Origin of the sequence: uncultured Subdoligranulum sp., from assembly GCF_963931595.1 — a bacterium.
GTDB lineage: Bacteria > Bacillota > Clostridia > Oscillospirales > Ruminococcaceae > Gemmiger.
Window position 1 is genome coordinate 382,970 of sequence record NZ_OZ007030.1, and the last position, 18,901, is coordinate 401,870.

An 18,901-nucleotide genomic window follows, 5' to 3' on the forward strand; every position below is an offset into this window, starting at 1 on the left:
CCCAAGGAGGGCCCCATGTTTTTCTTTAAAAAGCGCAACATCTCGGAAAAAGAGTTTGAAGAACAGCAGAAGATGCAGCGCGGTCTGGAAAAGACCCGCACCGGCTTCTTCCAGAACATCCTCAACACTCTGACCAACTGCCAGATCGACGACGATCTCTACAACGACCTGGAGGAACAGCTGATCCTGGCCGACGTGGGCCCCGCCTGCGCGGTGCGGCTGGTGGACGAGCTGCGGGACGAGGTGGAGAAAAACCACCTCAAGACCGGCGAGGAAGCACTCAACGCCTTGCGGAGCATCCTCTGCCAGGAACTGACCCCCCGGTATCCCCTGGAACTGGACGGTCACCCGGCGGTGATCCTCGTCATCGGCGTCAACGGCGTGGGTAAGACCACCACCATCGCCAAGCTGGCCCACCTCTATAAGGAGGAGGGCCGCCGGGTCATGCTGGCCGCCGGCGATACCTTCCGTGCCGCCGCCAGCGAGCAGCTGGAACTGTGGGCCGACCGAGCCGGCGTGCCGCTGGTCCAGGCCGGGCAGGGGGCCGATCCCGCCGCCGTCATCTTCGACGCGGTGAAGAGCGCCACCGCCAAAGGCTACGATATGGTCATCGCCGACACGGCGGGCCGTCTGCACAACAAGAAGGGCCTGATGGACGAGCTGGGCAAGATCTCCCGCAGCGTCAAGAAGGCCAGCCCCGAGGCAAGTCTCGAAGTGCTGCTGGTGCTGGACGCCATCACCGGCCAGAACGCCATCAGCCAGGCGGAGGAATTCTGCCGGGCCGCCGGTGCCACCGGCGTGGTGCTCACCAAGCTGGACGGCACCCCCAAGGGCGGCTGTGCCGTCAGCGTCTGGGAAAACCTGGGCCTGCCCATCCGGTTCGTGGGCGTGGGCGAGAAGATCGACGATCTCATGCCCTTCGACGCCCAGACCTTTGTGGAGTCGCTGCTGCCCGAAGTGCCCACCCATAAGGAGGACTGACCCATGCTGATCTGTGCTGCCAGCAACAATGCCGGCAAACTGAAGGAACTGCGCCGCATCCTGGAGCGGATGGGCCATGAGGTGAAGAGCCTGCGGGAACTGGGCATTACCCTGGACCCCGAGGAGACCGGCACCACCTTTGCGGAGAATGCCCGCATCAAGGCCGAAGCCTTCTGCAAGGCCAGCGGCCTGCCCACCGTGGCCGATGATTCCGGCCTCTGCGTGGATGCCCTGAACGGCGCCCCCGGCGTCTACAGCGCCCGGTATTGCGGGCACCATGGCGACGATGCCGCCAACAACGCCAAACTCCTGCGGGAGATGGCGGGCGTCCCCGAAGAAAAGCGCACCGCCCGGTTTGTGTCGGCGGTCTGCTTCCTGCTGCCCGACGGCCGGGAACTGCTGGTGGAGGGCGAATGCCCCGGCAGCGTGGCCTTCACCGGGACCGGTTCCAACGGCTTCGGCTACGACCCGCTGTTCATTCCCGACCGGGTGGGCCTGCCGGACGGTACCACCGCCGAAAACACCGCCCGCCGCAGCTACGCCGAGCTGGCCGACGGGGAAAAGGACGCCATCAGCCACCGGGGCCGCGCCATGGAGAAGCTGGACGCTCAGCTGCCGGCCTTCCTGGGCCAGGCGTAACCCAACATCATAAGGAGAGACGATATGCTCAACAGCAAACAGCGTGCCGCCCTGCGCGGCGCCGCCAACACCCTGGACCCGGTCTTCCAGATCGGCAAGGGGGAGATCGACGAGACCCTGATCCAGGGCGTGGCCGACTGTCTGGCCGCCCGGGAGCTCATCAAGGTGAAGGTGCTGGAAAACAGCGAGTATTCCGCCAAGGAGGCCGCGAACATCCTGGCCGAGGCCCTGTCCGCCGACTGTGTGCAGGTCATCGGCCGCAAGTTCGTGCTTTTCAAGCAGAAACCCAAGGAGAGCGCCTACACCGCCATTCTGGCAAAATGAAAAAGGTACTTTTGTACGGCGGCACCTTTGACCCGCCTCACAACGGCCACATCAACAACCTGCGGGCCGCGCTGGAGCTGGTGCAGCCCGACCGGGTCATCGTCATGCCGGCGGGCATTCCGCCCCATAAAGCGGCCAGTGCTACGCCGGGCGAGGTGCGCCTGGCCATGTGCGACTGTTTCAAGGCGCTGTCTCCCCTGGTGGAGGTCAGCGACTGGGAACTGCGCCAGGGCGGCCGCAGTTTTACGGTGCACACGATGGAGATGCTGCGCGCGCGGTTCCCTGACGCCGCGCTGTACTTAAGCGTGGGCAGCGATATGCTGCTGACCTTCCAGCTGTGGTGCCGCTGGCAGGATATCCTGCAGATGGCCACCCTGGTGGTGGAAAGCCGCCGCCCCGGGGACGATGCCGCACTGGCCGAGGCAGCCCGGGTGCTGGAAGGCTACGGCGGCCGGGTGCTGTTTGCCCGGGCCGAGAGTTATCCCTGTGCCTCCAGCGATCTGCGCACGGGGAAGATCCCCCGCGCCCGGTGGGGACAGTATCTGCCGCCGTCGGTGCTGCAGGTGATCGAAACCAGGGGGCTCTACCGGCAGGCAACACCCCCGCGCCAAGGAGGAACTGGTATCATGACCTGTGAAGAAGCGAAGGAACTGGTCAAACCGCGCCTGAGCCACAAGCGCTGGACCCACACCAAAAATGTAAAAAAAATGGCAGTACAGCTGGCCGAGCGGTGGGGCGAAAACCCCGAAAAAGCTGCTCTGGCGGCCCTTTTGCACGACAGTGCCAAGGAGCTGCCCCGGGAAGCCCTGTTGCAGATTTTTGCCGATAATGCTATAATAGCAGAAAATGCCCCGGCACGTCCTGCGGCCATCTGGCACGGCATTGCCGCCGCCATTCTGGCCGAAAAGATGTGGGGGGTGACCGACCCGGAAATCCTGTCGGCCATCCGCTGCCACACCACCGGCAAGCCGGGCATGAGCCTGCTGGACAAGATCCTCTACCTGGCCGATATGACCAGCGACGAGCGTGACTGGCCGGGCGTGGAGGAACTGCGCCGCCTGGAGATGGAGGATCTGGACAAAGCGCTTTTGGTGGCGCTGAAGCAGAGCATTGATTTTGTAAAAGAAAAGGGCGGCGCGCTGGATCCCGAAAGCGTGGCCGCATACGAGTACCAAAAGGCGCAGCTGGGATGCTGACCCCCTGCGCCCCAGACTGTGAAATGCGTTCAACAGGGAGGAAACGTCCATGAGCGAACCGCGTAAGCTCCACACCGGCGGGGCATCGGGCAGCCCGTATTCGGCTGGCTCGTCCCGGCCGTCCGGTTCCGGCATGCCGGACCAGGATCAGTACGAAGCCGCACGCCGCCGCGCCCAGCAGCTGGCCAGTCAGAATGCACGCCGCCGGGTGGTGCAGCAGCCTGTGCGCACCGCGCAGGGGCGCCATATCAACCAGCATCCGGTTCAGGAGGAACCGGTCCAGACTCCGCCACCGGCCGAGGCCCAGACCCCGCCGCCGGTGCAGGAGCCGGAAGCACCCCGTGAACTGACCCGTGCCCAGCGCCAGGCCATGGCCTACCGCGCCGCGGCGGAGCGCAAGTACGGCAACACCGCCAGCTTCCCGGCCCAGCGCCGCACGGTGCGCCAGCCCTCCCAGGGCGGCACCCAGGCGGCCCGCCCCCAGACCCGCCGCCTGGACACCGACCAGCGCCGCAGCAGCCGCCCGGCGCCCGCGGCCCCCGCGGAGGCTCCCGCTTCGGGCGGAATCCGGATGGAGGAGGAAACGCCCCGCCGCCGCGCCCCCGAGGCCGGCGCCGAAAAATCCACCTACCGCGCCGGAGAATCCGGCAGTGCCGGCGGCGGCCGCAAGCCGCCCCGGGACGGCGATGCGCCCCGCGGCAAGAAGAGCGGCAAAAAAGGGGATGACGGCGGCAAGAAGGGCAAGAAGAAAAAGAAGAAGGGCCTGTGGTGGAAGATCCTGCTCATCACCCTGTGCATCATCCTGCTCATCTTCGGCGGTGCCTACGCCCTGATCATGGCGGCCATTGCCCCCTCGGGCGGCGCCATCAAGATCAGCCAGCTGATCAACACCCCCAAGGAATTCCAGGGCAAGGAACTGAACATCCTGGTCACCGGTGTGGACCGTTCCAGCACCGACGACCTGTCGGCCGGCGCCGCCAACGACTCCAACGTCAACGACGGCATGACCGATATGATCCTCTACGTCCATTTCAATAACGAGACGGGCGAACTGAAGATGCTGCAGATCCCCCGCGACACCATGGTCACCACCGATACCAGCGTCTCGGCCAACTACCGCATCAACGGCGTGGCCAAGACCCAGGGATCCGACAACAACAACAATATGGCCGCCCTCTGCGAGCTGGTGGCCGATCAGTACAAGCTGCCCATCGACGGTTATGTGACCATCCGCCTCGAAATGCTCACCGAACTGGTGGACCTCTTCGGCGGCGTGGAGATCTACGTTCCCTTTGATGTGGACTACGCGGCTTTGGGCCTGGGCGACAGCAAGATCAGCGCCGGATACCAGACGCTGAACGGCGCCTCCATGGAATTCCTGCTCCGTGCCCGTAAGGTTTACCCCGACGGCGACATCGGCCGTCTGAACATGCAGCGTCAGTTCTACGCGGCGCTCTTCCGCAAGCTGAAGAGCATCGGCAATATCTGGGACGTGGCCAAGCTGACCCCGGCGGTGCTCAACTATATGGAGACCGACCTCAGCGCCTCCCAGCTGATCAGCTTTGCGGTCAGCCTGCTCAATGTGGACAGCAGCAAGATCATGATCTGCCAGATGCCGGTCATCAATGGCCCGAAGTACCAGGGCGAGTCGCTGCTCTATCCGGCCCGCCAGGAGGACGCCGACCTGCTCAACCAGTATTTCCGCGAGAATACCGGCCCGGTGGACGCCAGCCAGCTGAACCTCTGCGACAACGTCGTGGATCTGTCCGGCTACACCGCCACCGATCCCAACGTGCAGTATATGGGCAGCCTGATGAGTGATGCCGACACGGCCCAGCATGACAACAACCTGGATGGTTCCAACCAGGTCGTCGACGTGACCGAGAGCGAGAGCACCGATACCAGCAGTTCGTCGGACAGCAGTTCCGGGGACAGCTCCAGTGACTCCGCCGCCTGATATACAAGAGGAGTTTTATCTGATTATGGAAAGCAGAGAACTTGCCATCCGTCTGGCCCGCGCGCTGGACGCCAAAAAGGCCCTCAACGTCCACATTCTGGCCGTGGAGGATCTGACCACCGTGACCGAATACTTCGTCATCGCCACCGGCACTTCCACCACCCATGTGGGGGCCCTGGCCGATGAGGCGGAGTTCCAGCTGGGCCGCGAGGGCGTCAACGTCCTGCGCACCGAGGGTCACGACGGCAAACGCTGGGTGTTGCTGGATTACGGCAGCGTCATTGTGCATGTCTTTACGCAGGAAGCGCATGACTATTACGACCTGGAACATCTCTGGGCCGATGCGACGCCTGTGCCTGCCAGCGAATGGCTGGAAGAAAAAACGGATGCCGCCGAGTAAGGGGCATCCACAGTGGGGAGAGAGTTATTGTGAAGTACGATTTCAAGACCGTTGAGGCCAAGTGGCAGAAAGTCTGGCAGGACGAGCATACCTTCCATGCCGAGATCGACCACTCCAAGCCCAAGTTCTACGCGCTGGTGGAGTTCCCGTATCCTTCGGCGGCCGGCCTGCACGTGGGTCATCCGCGCAGCTACACCGCGCTGGACATCGTGGCCCGCAAAAAGCGGCAGTGCGGCTATAACGTCCTGTATCCCATGGGCTGGGACGCCTTCGGCCTGCCCACCGAGAACTATGCCCTGAAAAACCACATCAACCCTGAAATCGTCACGGCCAAGAACGTGGCCCGCTTCAAGAGCCAGCTGCAGGCCCTGGGCCTCTCCTTTGACTGGGACCGCGAGATCAACACCACCGATCCCGAATACTACAAGTGGACCCAGTGGATCTTCCTGCAGCTCTACAAGAAGGGCCTTGCCTACAAGAAGGAGACCACCGTCAACTTCTGCACCGGCTGCAAGGTGGTGCTGGCCAACGAGGAAGTGGTCAACGGCGTCTGCGAGCGGTGCGGCAGCCCGGTGGTGCAGCGCGTCAAGAGCCAGTGGATGCTCAAGATCACGGCCTACGCCGACCGCCTCATCGACGACCTGGACGATGTGGACTACATCGAGCGGGTCAAGACCCAGCAGCGCAACTGGATCGGCCGCAGCCACGGCGCCGAGATCAACTTCGACACCACCGCCGGCGATACGCTGACGGTCTACACCACCCGCGCCGACACGCTGTTCGGCTGCACCTACATGGTGGTCAGCCCCGAGCACGCCTTCATCAAGAAGTGGGTGGACGCCGGCCTCATCAAGAACACCGAGGCCGTCGCCGCCTACCAGGAGGAGGCCGCCCGCAAGTCTGACTTTGAGCGCACCGAGCTCAACAAGGAGAAGACCGGCGTCAAGATCGAGGGCGTGGAAGCCATCAACCCGGTGAACGGCAAGCAGGTGCCCATCTTCATTTCGGACTACGTGCTGGCCACCTACGGCACCGGCGCCATCATGGCCGTGCCTGCCCACGATACCCGCGACTGGGAATTCGCCAAGAAATTTGACCTGCCCATCATCGAGGTGGTCAAAGGCCCCACCGAGAGCCACCTGGACCAGGAGGCCTTCACCGATGTGGCCACCGGTACGCTGGTGAACTCCGGCTTCCTGGACGGCCTGTCCGTGGAGGATGCCAAGACCAAGATGTACGCCTGGCTGGAGGAGAACGGCAAGGGCCACAAGCAGGTCAACTTCAAGCTGCGCGACTGGGTCTTCAGCCGTCAGCGGTACTGGGGCGAACCCATCCCCATGGTCTACTGCGAGAAGTGCGGCTGGCAGCCCCTGCCCGAGAGTGAGCTGCCCCTGCGCCTGCCCGAGATCAAGGACTTCGAGCCCGGCGAGGACGGCGAGAGCCCACTGGCCCGCCACACCGAGTGGGTGAACACCACCTGCCCCCACTGCGGCGGTCCCGCCAAGCGGGAGACCGATACCATGCCCCAGTGGGCCGGTTCCAGCTGGTACTTCCTGCGGTACTGCGATCCCCACAACAAGGACGCCATCGCCAGCAAGGAGGCCCTGGAATACTGGAGCCCCGTGGACTGGTACAACGGCGGCATGGAGCACACCACGCTGCACCTGCTCTACAGCCGGTTCTGGCACAAGTTCCTCTATGATATCGGCGTGGTGCCCACCAAGGAACCCTACCACAAGCGCACCAGCCACGGCATGATCCTGGGCCTCAACCCCCATGCCTTCGAGAACCAGACCGACGCCGAGCGCAAACGCCTGGTGGCCGAGTACGGCAGTGAGAAGGCGGCCCGTCACGCCCTCATCGAGAAGTACGGCGAGATGGCCGAACATCCCATCGTCAAGATGTCCAAGAGCCTGGGCAACGTGGTCAACCCCGACGACGTGGTGAACGAGTACGGCGCCGACACGCTGCGCCTCTACGAGATGTTCATCGGCGACTTCGAGAAGGCCGCTCCCTGGAACACCTCCTCCATCAAGGGCTGCAAGCGGTTCCTGGACAAGATCTGGGGCATGAGCGAGAAGCTGCTGGAGGGTGACGCCATCCGTCCCGAGCTGGAAGCGGTGGCCAACCGTACCATCAAGAAGGTGGGCGAGGACATCGACGCCCTCAAGGCCAACACCGCCATCGCCCAGCTGATGATCTACGTAAATTCCCTCAGCGACCACGGCGGCGCCAACCGCGCCGAGTACGAGGTGCTGCTGGAACTGCTGAACCCCTTCGCGCCCCACATGACCGAGGAGCTGTGGCAGCAGCTGGGTCACACCGAGCAGCTGGCCTACCATCCCTGGCCCAGCTACGATGAGGCCAAGTGCGTGGAGCAGACCATCGAGATCGCCGTCCAGGTGAACGGCAAGGTGAAGGCCCGCATCCAGGTGCCCGCCGCCATCGAGAGCGCCGACGCCATCGCCCAGGCCAAGGCCGAGCCCGCCGTGGCGGAAGCCATCGCCGGCAAGACCATCGCCAAGGAGATCTACGTCAAGGGCAAGCTGGTCAACATCGCCGTCAAAGGCTGATTGAAAAAGCATCCGGGTGCCGTCCCTGCGGGGGCGGCACCCTTTTTCTGTCTATTTACAATATCCCCCAAAAACGGTATAATAAAACCATATCACAAAATGCCGTTACAGGGCAGGAAAGCAGGTTCAACCCATGCTGATCAGTCTGATCGTTCCGTGTTATAACGAAGAGGAATCCATGCCGCTCTTTTACAAGGAAGCCAGCCGTGTGGCGGGCGAGATGGGCAAGAGCCACGGCGCGGATTTTGAGTTTATCTTTATCGACGACGGTTCCCGGGACGGCACCCTGCGGGTGGCCCGGGAACTCCATGCGCTGGACCCCCGGGTACGGTATGTCTCCTTCAGCCGCAACTTCGGCAAGGAGGCCGGCATCTACGCCGGGCTGCAGGCGGCCAGGGGGGACTATGTAGCCACCATGGACGCCGACCTGCAGGACCCGCCTTCGCTGCTGCCCGCCATGCTGGACACGCTGCTCTCCGGGGAGTATGACTGCGCCGCCACCCGCCGCACCACCCGCAAGGGGGAGCCGCCGCTGCGCAGCTGGTTTGCCCGGAAATTCTACCAGATCATCAACAAGATGTCCGACACCGAGATCGTGGACGGCGCCCGGGATTTCCGGCTCATGAGCCGCAAGATGGTCAACGCCGTGCTCAGCATGGCGGAGTACAACCGGTTCAGCAAGGGCATCTTCAGCTGGGTGGGCTTCAAGACCAAGTGGTTCGACTACGAGAACATCGAGCGGGTAGCCGGCACCACCAAGTGGAACTTCTGGGGGTTGTTCAAGTACTCCATCGAGGGCATCGTGGGCTTCTCCACCACGCCGCTGCTGGTGGCGGCGGGGGCCGGCGTGCTGTTCTGCATCCTGGCTTTCATCGGCATCCTCTTTGTCATCATCCGGGCACTGGCCTTCGGTGACCCCACCTCGGGCTGGCCCAGCATGGTCTGCATCATCCTGCTGTGCAGCGGCGTGCAGCTGTTCTGCACCGGCATCGTGGGCGAATACCTGGCCAAGACCTACCTGGAGGTCAAGCACCGCCCCATCTACATCGTGGCGGAAACCGAGGAAGACCGGTAACAACCAAAACAAAAAATCCCGGCGGGAATTTCCCGTCGGGATTTTTGTTATGTAGCAGAAATCAGACCAGCCCGAAGAGCAGGCCCACGCAGTGGACCAGGAAGGCCACCACCCAGGCGATGACGCACTGGGCGACCACCACGCCCACCGCGGCCTTGGCGCTGCCCATCTCCCGCCGGACGGCGGCGATGGCGGCCACGCAGGGGGTGTAGAGCAGGGTAAACACCAGGAAGACCAGCGCAATGTAGGTGCTGCCGAACAGGTCGGGCAGGGCGCCGGTGTTGCCGCCCAGCAGGACGGTGAGGGTGGAAACCACGCTCTCCTTGGCGGTGAAGCCGGTGATGAGAGCGGTGGAAACACGCCAGTCGGCGAAGCCCAGGGGGGCAAAGAGCGGCGCGATCCAGGAACCGATGAGGGCCAGCAGGCTGCTGTCGGCGGTCTGGGCCACGTTGAGGCGGACATCAAAGGTCTGGAGGAACCAGATGATGACGGTAGCCACAAAGATGATGGTGAAGGCGCGCTGCACGAAGTCCCGGGCCTTCTCCCAGATCAGCTGGCCCACGCTGCGGGCGCTGGGCAGCCGGTAGTTGGGAAGCTCCATGACGAAGGGCACCGGCTCGCCGTGGAAGGCGGTGTGCTTGAGGATCAGGGCGTAAAGCACGCCGCAGAGCAGGCCGAAGAGGTAGAGGAAGATCATCACCGGGGCCCGCCAGACCGGCGCAAAGAAGGCGGCGGTGAAGAGGGCGTAGATGGGCAGCTTGGCCGAGCAGCTCATGAAGGGGGTCAGCAGGATGGTCATGCGGCGGTCGCGGTCACTGGAGAGGGTGCGGGTGGCCATGATGGCGGGCACCGAGCAGCCGAAGCCGATGAGCATGGGCACGAAGCTGCGGCCCGAAAGGCCGATGCGGCGCAGCAGTTTGTCCATGACGAAGGCCACACGGGCCATGTAGCCGGTATCCTCCAGGATGGACAGGAAGAAGAAGAGCGTCACGATGGTGGGCAGGAAGCTGAGCACGCTGCCCACGCCGGCGAAGATGCCGTCGATGACCAGGGAATGCACCACCGGGTTGATGCCGTAGGCCGTCAGGGCGCCGTCCACCAGGCCGGTGAGGGCGTCGATGCCCATCGTCATCCAGTCGGACAGCACCGCGCCGATGACGCCGAAGGTGAGCCAGAACACCAGCGCCATGATGCCCAGGAAACAGGGCAGGGCGGTGTATTTGCCGGTGAGCACCTCGTCGATGGCCACGCTGCGCTTGTGCTCGCGGCTCTCGCCGGGCTTGACCACCGTCTCGGCGCAGAGTTTCTCAATGAAGGTGAACCGCATGTCGGCCAGAGCCGCTTCCCGGTCCAGGCCGGTCTCGTTTTCCAGCTCGGTGATGGTGTGGTCCAGCAGTTCCTTCTCGTTCTGGTCCAGCTGCAAAGCCTCCAGAATGGGCCCGTCGCCCTCCACCAGCTTGGTGGAGGCAAACCGCACCGGCAGCCCGGCGGCCGCCGCGTGGTCCTCGATCAGGTGGGCCACGGCGTGGATGCAGCGGTGCACGGCACCCTTGGGGTCGTTGGCATCGTCGCCGGCGGTGCAGAAGTCGATGCGTCCCGGAAGTTCCCGGTGGCGGGCCACATGGATGGCATGCTCGATCAGCTCGTCGATGCCCTCGTTCTTGGCGGCCGAGATGGGCACCACCGGGATGCCCAGATCATTCTCCAGCTGGTTGACCAGGATGGTGCCACCGTTGGCGCGGACCTCGTCCATCATGTTGAGGGCCAGCACCATGGGGATCTGCAGCTCCATCAGCTGCATGGTCAGGTAGAGGTTGCGCTCGATGTTGGAGGCATCCACAATGTTGATGATGCCGTCGGGTTTCTGCTGCAGGATGAAGTCCCGGGTGACGATCTCCTCGTTGGTGTAGGGGGAGAGCGAATAGATGCCCGGCAGGTCGGTGACGGTGGCCTCGCTGTGGCCCCGGATGACGCCGTCCTTGCGGTCCACCGTCACGCCGGGAAAGTTGCCCACATGCTGGTTGGAGCCGGTCAGCTGGTTGAACAGCGTGGTTTTGCCGCAGTTCTGGTTGCCGGCCAGGGCAAAGGTGAGCGGTGCGCCCTTGGGGATGGGCGCACCCGCCTTGCGGTTGTGGTAGCTGGCCGCGCTGCCCAGCTCGCCCACGCCGGGGTGGGGGATGGGGGCATGCCGCTTCTCGCTGGGGGCGGCGCGGTCGGTGCTGTGGACGTTCTCCACCGTGATTTTCGCGGCATCCTCCAGCCGCAGGGTCAATTCATAGCCGCGCAGCTCCACCTCGATGGGGTCGCCCATGGGAGCTACCTTGCGCAGCGTGACTTCGGTACCGGGGGTAAGCCCCATATCCAGCAGGTGGTGGCGCAGTTCTCCTGTGCCGCCGATGGCCTCGATCAGCGCATCCTGCCCGATTTTCAGTTCCGCCAATGTCATAGTACTTTTCCAAACCTCCTGGCCTGGGGGACAGGCCGAAAACACCTTATCAATACAGAAAAAGTTTAGCACGACTAACACGCAATGTCAATGCGGCAAAAGTCGGTGGAATCCAGGAAAAAACGGCAAAAATCCCCTTCGGGTGAGGGGCACCCGAAGGGGATGGTTTTGTGGTTTCAGAGCAAAATCACTGCAGGAAGAACCGCAGCATCTTGTCCTTCTGTTTGGTGTAGGGCTGGTAGCGCACCGGCATGTCCAGCCAGGTTTTCTTGTCCACGATGCTGCGCAGATGGCTGAAGGCCTCGAAACCGGCCTTGCCGTGATAGCCGCCCATGCCGCTCTCGCCCACGCCGCCGAAGGGCATGGCGCTGGTGGCCAGATGGATGATGGTGTCATTCAGGCAGCCGCCGCCGAAGTGGCAGCGGTCCAGCACCTTGCGCTGCACGGCCTTGTCCTCGCTGAAGAGGTAGAGGGCCAGCGGATGGGGCTGGGCCTCGATGTCGGCCAGGGCGGCGTCCAGATCGGTGTAGGTGAGCACCGGCAGAATGGGTCCGAAGATCTCCTCGCCCATGACGGCATCCTCCCGGGTTACATCCTTCATGACGGTGGGGGCGATGCGCAGGCTGGACTCATCGCCGGTGCCGCCGCAGACCACCTTGGCGGGGTCGATGAGGCCCATCAGGCGGCGGTAGTGCTTCTCGTTGATGATCTTGCCGTAATTCTCGTTGGCCATGGGGTCGGCGCCGAACTGGGCGGTGATCTCCTTCTGAATGGCGGCGATCAGCTCGTCCCGGATGGAGGCGTCACAGAGGATATAGTCGGGAGCCACGCAGGTCTGGCCGCAGTTCAGGTACTTGCCGAAGACGATCCGCTTGGCCGCCAGTCCGATCTTGGCGGACTTCTCCACGATGCAGGGGCTCTTGCCGCCCAGCTCCAGCACGGCGGGGGTCAGGTACTCGGCGGCGCAGCGCAGCACTTCCTTGCCCACCGCCTTGCTGCCGGTGAAGAAGATCATGTCGAATTTCTGGTGCAGCAGCGCCTGATTCTCGGCGCGGCCGCCGGTGACAACGGCCACATGTTCCGGCGGGAAGCATTCCGCCACGATCTGCTGGAGCACCGCGGCGGTGGCCGGGGCGTAGGCGCTGGGCTTGACGATGGCGGTGTTGCCGGCGGCGATGGCGTCGATCAGCGGGTCCAGCGTCAGCAGCACCGGATAGTTCCAGGGGCTCATGATGAGCACGTTGCCGTAGGGGGTGGGGGAGCGGAAGCTCCGCGCCGCGAACTGGGACAGCGGCGTGGGCACCCGGCGCTCCCGCATCAGGCGGCGCACATGGCGGATCATCCAGGTGGCCTCCGAGAGGGTCAGGCCGGTCTCGCACATATAGCTTTCGGTGGCGGACTTGCCCAGGTCAGTCTTCAGGGCGCGGGCCAGGTCCTCCTCATGGCGCTGCAGCGAAGCCTTGAGCTTCTGCAGGGCCGCGATGCGGGCCTCGGCGGGCAGGGTATGGCCGGCGGCGAAATACTCACGCTGCCGCTTGAGAATGGTTTGAATTTCCATTTCCGTCATGGGTGGAAACCTCCTGAACTTGTTTGTACATTTTTTCCAGCTGATCGGGGCCCCACAGCACCGGCACCGGATAGAGCGGGTTGGCCTCGTGGTCGGCGTAGCGCGCCAGCTGGGGGATGTCCTCGGTGAGGATACCGGGGAGCGTCTCGGGAATATCCATGGCCGCGTTCATGGCGTCGATGCAGTCGATGAACGCCTTGGCGGCCACCTCGTCGCTGGCATCGCTGCTCACGCCGGTGGCACGGGCCAGCTGGGCCAGCTTCTTCCAGGCGGCGCTTCCGTAGGCCTTCAGCACCACGGGCAGCAGCACGCTGTTGGCCAGGCCGTGGGCGATGCCGTACCGGCCGCCCAGACTGTGGGCCACGGCGTGGACATAGCCCACGTAGCTCTTGGTGAAGGCGGTGCCCGCCAGATAGGCGGCCCGCAGCATGTTGGCCCGGGCTTCCCGGTTGTGGCCGTTGAAGTAGGCCTCGGGCAGGTTGGCGAAGATCAGCTGTACGGCCTCGATGGCGGCGGCGCGGGTGCCCCTGGTGGTGGAGCGGCCGATGTAGGCCTCCACCGCGTGGGTCAGCGCATCCATGCCGGTGGTGGCGGTGAGCTGCCGGGGCAGGTTCAGCGTCACGTCGGGGTCCAGCACGGCGTAGTGCGGGATCAGCGAGAAGTCGTTGATGGGATATTTGTGGTGGATTTTCTCGTCGGTGATGACAGCCGCCAGGGTGGTTTCGCTGCCGGTGCCGGCGGTGGTGGGCACGGCAATGAGCAGCGGCAGGCGGTGCATCACGTGGAGCAGGCCCTCCATCTTGTCCAGCGGCTTTTTAGGCCGCACAATGCGGGCGCCCACGGCCTTGGCGCAGTCCATGGAGGAACCGCCGCCGAAGGCGATGAGCCCCTGGCAGCCGTTTTCCAGGTAGAGTTCGCGGGCCTCCTCCACGTTGGCCACGGTGGGGTTCGCCACCGTCTTGTCGTAGACGATGCAGCGGATGTGAGCAGCCTTCAGCTCCTCCTCCAGATGGGCGGTCAGGCCCAGACCGTGGACGCCGGCGTCGGTGACCAGCATGACGCAGTCGATGTGGTGCTCCCGCAGCACGGCGGGCACGCCGCTGACACCTTCGATCAGTTTGGGCTCACGATAGGGCAGAAAAGGCAGCGCAATGCGCATGCCCAGCTGAAAAATACGGCAATAAATCTTCTTGGCAACGTTCATTTTTCTCATCCTTTCCCACTATGGACGCTATGATACAGGATAAGACAAAAAGGTAGACGATGTCAAGTAAAACTTTAGCTAAATATTTTTTGAAAATTGTAAAAAAAGACGAAGCACCGCACAACTGTCCAAAGCTGCGGGAGGGCCACGGCCGCTGCCCTTATATTCTACCATAAAACTGGGGATTTGAAAAGCCCATACAGCAAAAGCGGCTGCCCGAAAGGCTTCAGACAGCATAACTTAAAAATCATGAACAATTAGGTGACTTCAAGAAAAGCCGCATTACAATCAGTTCTTATCGAAATGTTCATGGATTTCTGTTTTGAACAATAGGCAGACATTGAACAATATAATAAAGAGCTTATTTGTTCATTTTTAGCACCGCAATAGGTTCATGTAAGCCATTTATAATGTTCATTTTTTATACATTCAGCTGCGGCAACTCATTTACAGAAGGATGCGTGGACTATGAATTCGCCTGCTGTTGCAGAACGTACAGGGATTGTGTTTGCGCTTTACTTTAATGAGTCTTTCTTTAACAGATATTACTCCTATGAAACGCAGTAATGGGAAACATCTTCTATAACGAACGAAATGCAAAAGCGCGATTTTCCCCGGAGAAGAAATAACAGACATTCAAACCTTGTTAGTTTATGATTACGAGCTGTAATCCGCATTTGAGAGGAAGCGTCTTAAAATCAGTGCTGATAGCTCCGAAGGCGATGAAGCGCGGAGGTTTGCCAGGTTGAGCGGTAATTCAGACGGTTAAGGTTTACAAAAATATGTTGGACAAACTTCATCATATTTTTGTGTGATTTTGGTCAACAACCATTGTCAAGGACTTCTTGATTTATAAAAGCATATCAAGTATGATGGTCTTAACAAGTGTAGATATGCGAAAAAACAGGCCGTTTGATTTGAAAGGGGACAGTATAAAGTGGTTGAAGTTAAAGTAAGTGGTGCAGAAGAAATAACAGACATTCAAAACTTGTTAGTTTATGATTACGAGCTGCAATTCGCATTTGAGAGGAAACGCCTTAAAATCTGCGCTGATAGCTCCGAAGGCGATGAAGCGCGGAGGTTTGCCAGGTTGGGCGGTAATTCCTAGCGTTGCATAAAGAAAAATCGGAATTTTGCAAAGGAGTGTGATTGTATGAAAATCGCAAAAATCATTTTATCTATAATAACAATGCTTTTTGCTGTATTAGGATTAGTGAAAATTCTTCCTTTTGACATAGCAAACCCGATTATGCTTGTATCACTTGCCACTCTTTTACTATTAAGAAGTGTAGAATATAAAAATAATCGAGATAAAAGTGGTTTTATTACGACCTTTTTAATCGCTGTATTTGTCTATGTTGTAGTAATTTACAATGTTTTTATAGGATAGGAAAATTCCAGTTTGTCGGGTGATTAAGCTAGAAAAAAGGAGGTGCTCATTGTGAAAAAGAAAGTGTGTATAGTGATTTTAATTTTAGCTATCATTGGGCTGTTAACTGGTATTAGTTATTTGGTAGAAGGTATTGGTGCAAGGGGATTTGGTGGTGTTAATTATGGGAGAGTTATTTTTCCATTACTGATTGGAGTAATCACTGTTTACTTTTTGAAAAAGGAGAAGAAATAATCAAAAGAGAATTCCAGTTTGTAGGATGATTGAGACAGAGAAAAGGAGATGAAATTTTATGAAAGACAAAATACTTGTGACTTTTTTCACAGTTGTATATTTTCTGATTTTCTGTTTTCTAATTGATTTGATTTTTAGAAATACATTAAGTGTATTCACCGACCTTTTAGCAGTGGTTTGCTGGATAATTGCGTTTATTGTAAGTGTTGGATTGGCTGACTATACCGTGAAAAGAATAAAAAAGTAGAGATGCTTTATCATAAAAATAATAAAGTTCCCATTTATGTGAGAGACCGTGATGACAAGTCCTTCTGGGGTTCCTTCTATTTATCGCGATTGAATTGGAACGCAAGAAGGGAAACAGCGACAAAAATACAAATCGGCCACCCCCAACAATGAGGGGCGGCCGATTTGTCGAAGACATATTATATCCATTATCTTGAACTTTAAGGCGAAGTTGATTTTTCAGTTTACTTGCTCATAAAGTTCATTTTTTTGAAAATTTGCCAGAAAAAATTTTTCGGTTATTTGGTTCCGCTTTTGGTAAATTTTACTTACAGATGGAGCACGCGGTCCTTGATCTCGGCGGTGCGGCCCTGGTTCCAGAACTGGGTGCCGATGTAGCCGCAGGTACGGCGGGCCACATTGAGCTTGTTCTGGTCACGGTTGTGGCACTTGGGGCACTCCCAGATCAGCTTGCCGTCTTCCTCGACGATGCTGATCTCGCCGTCGTAACCGCAGACCTGGCAGTAGTCGCTCTTGGTGTTCAGTTCAGCATACATGATGTTTTCGTAGATGAACTGCATGACCTTGATGACGGCTTCCAGGTTATCCTGCATGTTGGGCACTTCCACGTAGCTGATGGCGCCGCCCGGGCTGAGCTTCTGGAACTCGCTCTCGAACTTCAGCTTGGTGAAGGCGTCGATCTGCTCGGTGACATGGACGTGATAGGAGTTGGTGATGTAGTTGCGGTCGGTGATGCCGGGGATGATGCCGAACCGCTTCTGCAGGCACTTGGCGAACTTGTAGGTGGTGGACTCCAGCGGGGTGCCGTAGAGGCTGAAGTCGATGTTGTGCTGCTGCTTCCAGGTCTGGCAGGCGTCGTTCATGTGCTGCATGACGCGCAGGGCGAAGGGCTTGGCAGCGGGATCGGTGTGGCTCTTGCCGGTCATATACTTGCAGCACTCATACAGGCCCGCGTAGCCCAGGCTGATGGTGGAGTAGCCGCCGTAGAGCAGCTTGTCGATGGGCTCGCCCTTCTTCAGGCGGGCCAGGGCGCCGTACTGCCACAGGATGGGAGCGGCGTCGCTCAGGGTGCCCTTCAGGCGGTTGTGACGGCACATCAGGGCCTTGTGGCAGAGCTCCAGGCGCTCGTCGAAGATCTTCCAGAACTTGTCGAAGTCGCCGCCGCTGGACAGCGCCACATCCACCAGGTTGATGGTGACCACGCCCTGGTTGAAACGGCCGTAGTACTTGGGCTTGCCGTCGTAGTTCTTGGCGTTGGCGATGTTGTCCCAGCCGTTGCCGGAGCGGTCGGGGGTCAGGAAGCTGCGGCAGCCCATGCAGGTGTACACGTCGCCGTGACCCTCGGTCTCGCCCTTGGACAGCTTGTATTCCTTCATCTTCTTCTCGCTGATGTAGTCAGGTACCATCCGCTTGGCGGTGCACTTGGCAGCGAGCTTGGTCAGGTAGAAGTAGGGGGTACCCTCCCGGATGTTGTCCTCCTCCAGCACATAGATCAGCTTGGGGAAGGCGGGGGTGATCCAGACGCCGGCCTCGTTCTTGACGCCCTGGTAGCGCTGGCGCAGCATCTCCTCGATGATGATGGCCAGGTCGGACTTGAGGCGCTGGTTGTCGCCGGCCTCACCCAGGTACATGAACACCGTGATGAAGGGGGCCTGGCCGTTGGTGGTCATCAGGGTGACCACCTGGTACTGGATGGTCTGCACGCCGCGCTTGATCTCCTCGCGCAGGCGGGCCTCCACGATCTCGGAGATCTTCTCCTCGCCGGGGTTGATGCCCAGTTCCTTCATCTCGGCTTCCACATCGCGGCGGATCTTCTTGCGGCTCACATCCACGAAGGGCGCCAGGTGGGTCAGGCTGATGCTCTGGCCGCCGTACTGGCTGGAAGCCACCTGGGCGATGATCTGGGTGGCGATGTTGCAGGCGGTGGAGAAGGAATGGGGCTTCTCGATGAGGGTACCGCTGATGACGGTGCCGTTCTGCAGCATGTCGTCCAGGTTGACCAGGTCGCAGTTGTGCATGTGCTGGGCGTAGTAGTCGGCATCGTGGAAGTGGATGATGCCTTCCTCGTGGGCCTTCACCACCTCGGGAGGCAGCAGCATACGCATGGTCAGGTCCTTGCTGACCTCACCGGCCATGTAGTCACGCTGGACGCTGTTGACGGTGGGGTTCTTGTTGGAGTTCTCCTGCTTGACTTCCTCGTTGTTGCACTCGATCAGCGACAGAATGCGGTCGTCGGTGGTGTTGTGGGTGCGCTTGAGGCTCTGCACATAGCGGTAGGTGATGTACTTGCGGGCCACCTCGTAGGCACCGGTAGCCATGATGGCGTCCTCGACGATATCCTGGATCTCTTCCACGTTCATGGCGTGGCCGCGGTTCAGGCAGGTGGCCTGGACCTTGTCGGCCAGTTCGATGATCTGGTGATTGGTCAGGCGCTGGCTCTCGGGCACCACGTTGTTGGCCTTGGTGACTGCCGCAATAATTTTGGTGATGTCGAAAACGGCTTCGCTGCCGTTGCGCTTGATAATCTTCATGCTGGCTCCCCTCAACTGGATGGTGTATATAACGGTATGTATTATAAATAACATGTATGCCGCAACGTATAAGCTCCGTTGCGAGCAAGATTATCTTACAGCTACAGGCCGGAAAAGTCAAGAGCGAAAACCACAATA

Annotated in this window: 14 protein-coding genes; 10 read left to right on the top strand and 4 right to left on the bottom strand. The window is 60.2% G+C overall.

Annotated features, from left to right (window positions below):
* Positions 1 to 15: 15 nt before the first annotated feature.
* The 8 genes from ftsY to ABGT73_RS01870 all read left to right on the top strand — a co-directional run bounded on the left by ftsY (position 16) and on the right by ABGT73_RS01870 (position 9,145).
* Complete coding sequence (ftsY, locus tag ABGT73_RS01835; RefSeq protein ID WP_346668148.1) at positions 16 to 981, top strand: signal recognition particle-docking protein FtsY; 966 nt, start codon at positions 16 to 18, stop codon at positions 979 to 981.
* Positions 982 to 984: 3 nt separating this feature from the next.
* The gene (rdgB, locus tag ABGT73_RS01840) at positions 985 to 1,620 is read left to right on the top strand and encodes an RdgB/HAM1 family non-canonical purine NTP pyrophosphatase (protein ID WP_346668149.1); all 636 of its coding nucleotides are present in this window, start codon (positions 985 to 987) and stop codon (positions 1,618 to 1,620) included.
* Between the two features lie 24 nt (positions 1,621 to 1,644).
* Positions 1,645 to 1,944: a YhbY family RNA-binding protein gene (locus ABGT73_RS01845; RefSeq protein ID WP_346668150.1), complete on the top strand. Its 300-nt coding sequence runs from the start codon at positions 1,645 to 1,647 to the stop codon at positions 1,942 to 1,944.
* Positions 1,941 to 3,140 carry a bis(5'-nucleosyl)-tetraphosphatase (symmetrical) YqeK gene (yqeK, locus tag ABGT73_RS01850; protein ID WP_346668151.1) on the top strand — a complete coding sequence of 400 codons (1,200 nt, stop codon included), beginning with the start codon at positions 1,941 to 1,943 and terminating at the stop codon, positions 3,138 to 3,140. Before ABGT73_RS01845 ends, yqeK begins: the two co-directional genes overlap by 4 nt.
* Before the next feature lie 49 nt (positions 3,141 to 3,189).
* A complete protein-coding gene (locus tag ABGT73_RS01855) occupies positions 3,190 to 5,097 on the top strand; it encodes an LCP family protein (RefSeq protein WP_346668152.1) in 1,908 nt (635 codons plus the stop codon).
* 25 nt (positions 5,098 to 5,122) lie between these two features.
* Positions 5,123 to 5,497 carry a ribosome silencing factor gene (gene rsfS / locus ABGT73_RS01860; protein WP_346668153.1) on the top strand — a complete coding sequence of 125 codons (375 nt, stop codon included), beginning with the start codon at positions 5,123 to 5,125 and terminating at the stop codon, positions 5,495 to 5,497.
* Between the two features lie 29 nt (positions 5,498 to 5,526).
* The gene (gene leuS, locus ABGT73_RS01865) at positions 5,527 to 8,070 is read left to right on the top strand and encodes a leucine--tRNA ligase (RefSeq protein WP_346668154.1); all 2,544 of its coding nucleotides are present in this window, start codon (positions 5,527 to 5,529) and stop codon (positions 8,068 to 8,070) included.
* A 133-nt stretch (positions 8,071 to 8,203) separates the two neighbouring features.
* Entirely contained in the window at positions 8,204 to 9,145 is a 942-nt protein-coding gene (locus tag ABGT73_RS01870; protein ID WP_346668155.1) for a glycosyltransferase family 2 protein, read from the top strand.
* A gap of 61 nt (positions 9,146 to 9,206) precedes the next feature.
* Here ABGT73_RS01870 and feoB read toward each other — a convergent pair whose 3' ends face one another.
* The 3 genes from feoB to ABGT73_RS01885 form a co-directional block, all read right to left on the bottom strand.
* Positions 9,207 to 11,591 carry a ferrous iron transport protein B gene (feoB, locus tag ABGT73_RS01875; RefSeq protein ID WP_346668156.1) on the bottom strand — a complete coding sequence of 795 codons (2,385 nt, stop codon included), beginning with the start codon at positions 11,589 to 11,591 and terminating at the stop codon, positions 9,207 to 9,209.
* A 187-nt stretch (positions 11,592 to 11,778) separates the two neighbouring features.
* Positions 11,779 to 13,149: an aldehyde dehydrogenase gene (locus ABGT73_RS01880; RefSeq protein WP_346670299.1), complete on the bottom strand. Its 1,371-nt coding sequence runs from the start codon at positions 13,147 to 13,149 to the stop codon at positions 11,779 to 11,781.
* Positions 13,115 to 14,362, bottom strand: a complete 1,248-nt coding sequence (locus ABGT73_RS01885) for an iron-containing alcohol dehydrogenase (protein WP_346668157.1) — start codon at positions 14,360 to 14,362, stop codon at positions 13,115 to 13,117. The genes ABGT73_RS01880 and ABGT73_RS01885 overlap by 35 nt, the downstream gene beginning before the upstream one ends.
* A 1,153-nt stretch (positions 14,363 to 15,515) precedes the next feature.
* Between ABGT73_RS01885 and ABGT73_RS01890 the strand changes: the two genes are divergently transcribed.
* Both ABGT73_RS01890 and ABGT73_RS01895 read left to right on the top strand, forming a co-directional pair.
* On the top strand, positions 15,516 to 15,752 hold the full coding sequence (locus ABGT73_RS01890; protein ID WP_346668158.1) for a hypothetical protein: 237 nt from the start codon (positions 15,516 to 15,518) through the stop codon (positions 15,750 to 15,752).
* 51 nt (positions 15,753 to 15,803) lie between these two features.
* Positions 15,804 to 15,986, top strand: coding sequence for a hypothetical protein (locus ABGT73_RS01895; RefSeq protein ID WP_346668159.1), 183 nt, complete (start codon positions 15,804 to 15,806; stop codon positions 15,984 to 15,986).
* 554 nt (positions 15,987 to 16,540) lie between these two features.
* On the opposite strand, the gene nrdD is transcribed toward ABGT73_RS01895, so the two are convergent.
* The gene (gene nrdD, locus ABGT73_RS01900) at positions 16,541 to 18,763 is read right to left on the bottom strand and encodes an anaerobic ribonucleoside-triphosphate reductase (protein ID WP_346668160.1); all 2,223 of its coding nucleotides are present in this window, start codon (positions 18,761 to 18,763) and stop codon (positions 16,541 to 16,543) included.
* Between the last annotated feature and the right edge of the window lie 138 nt (positions 18,764 to 18,901).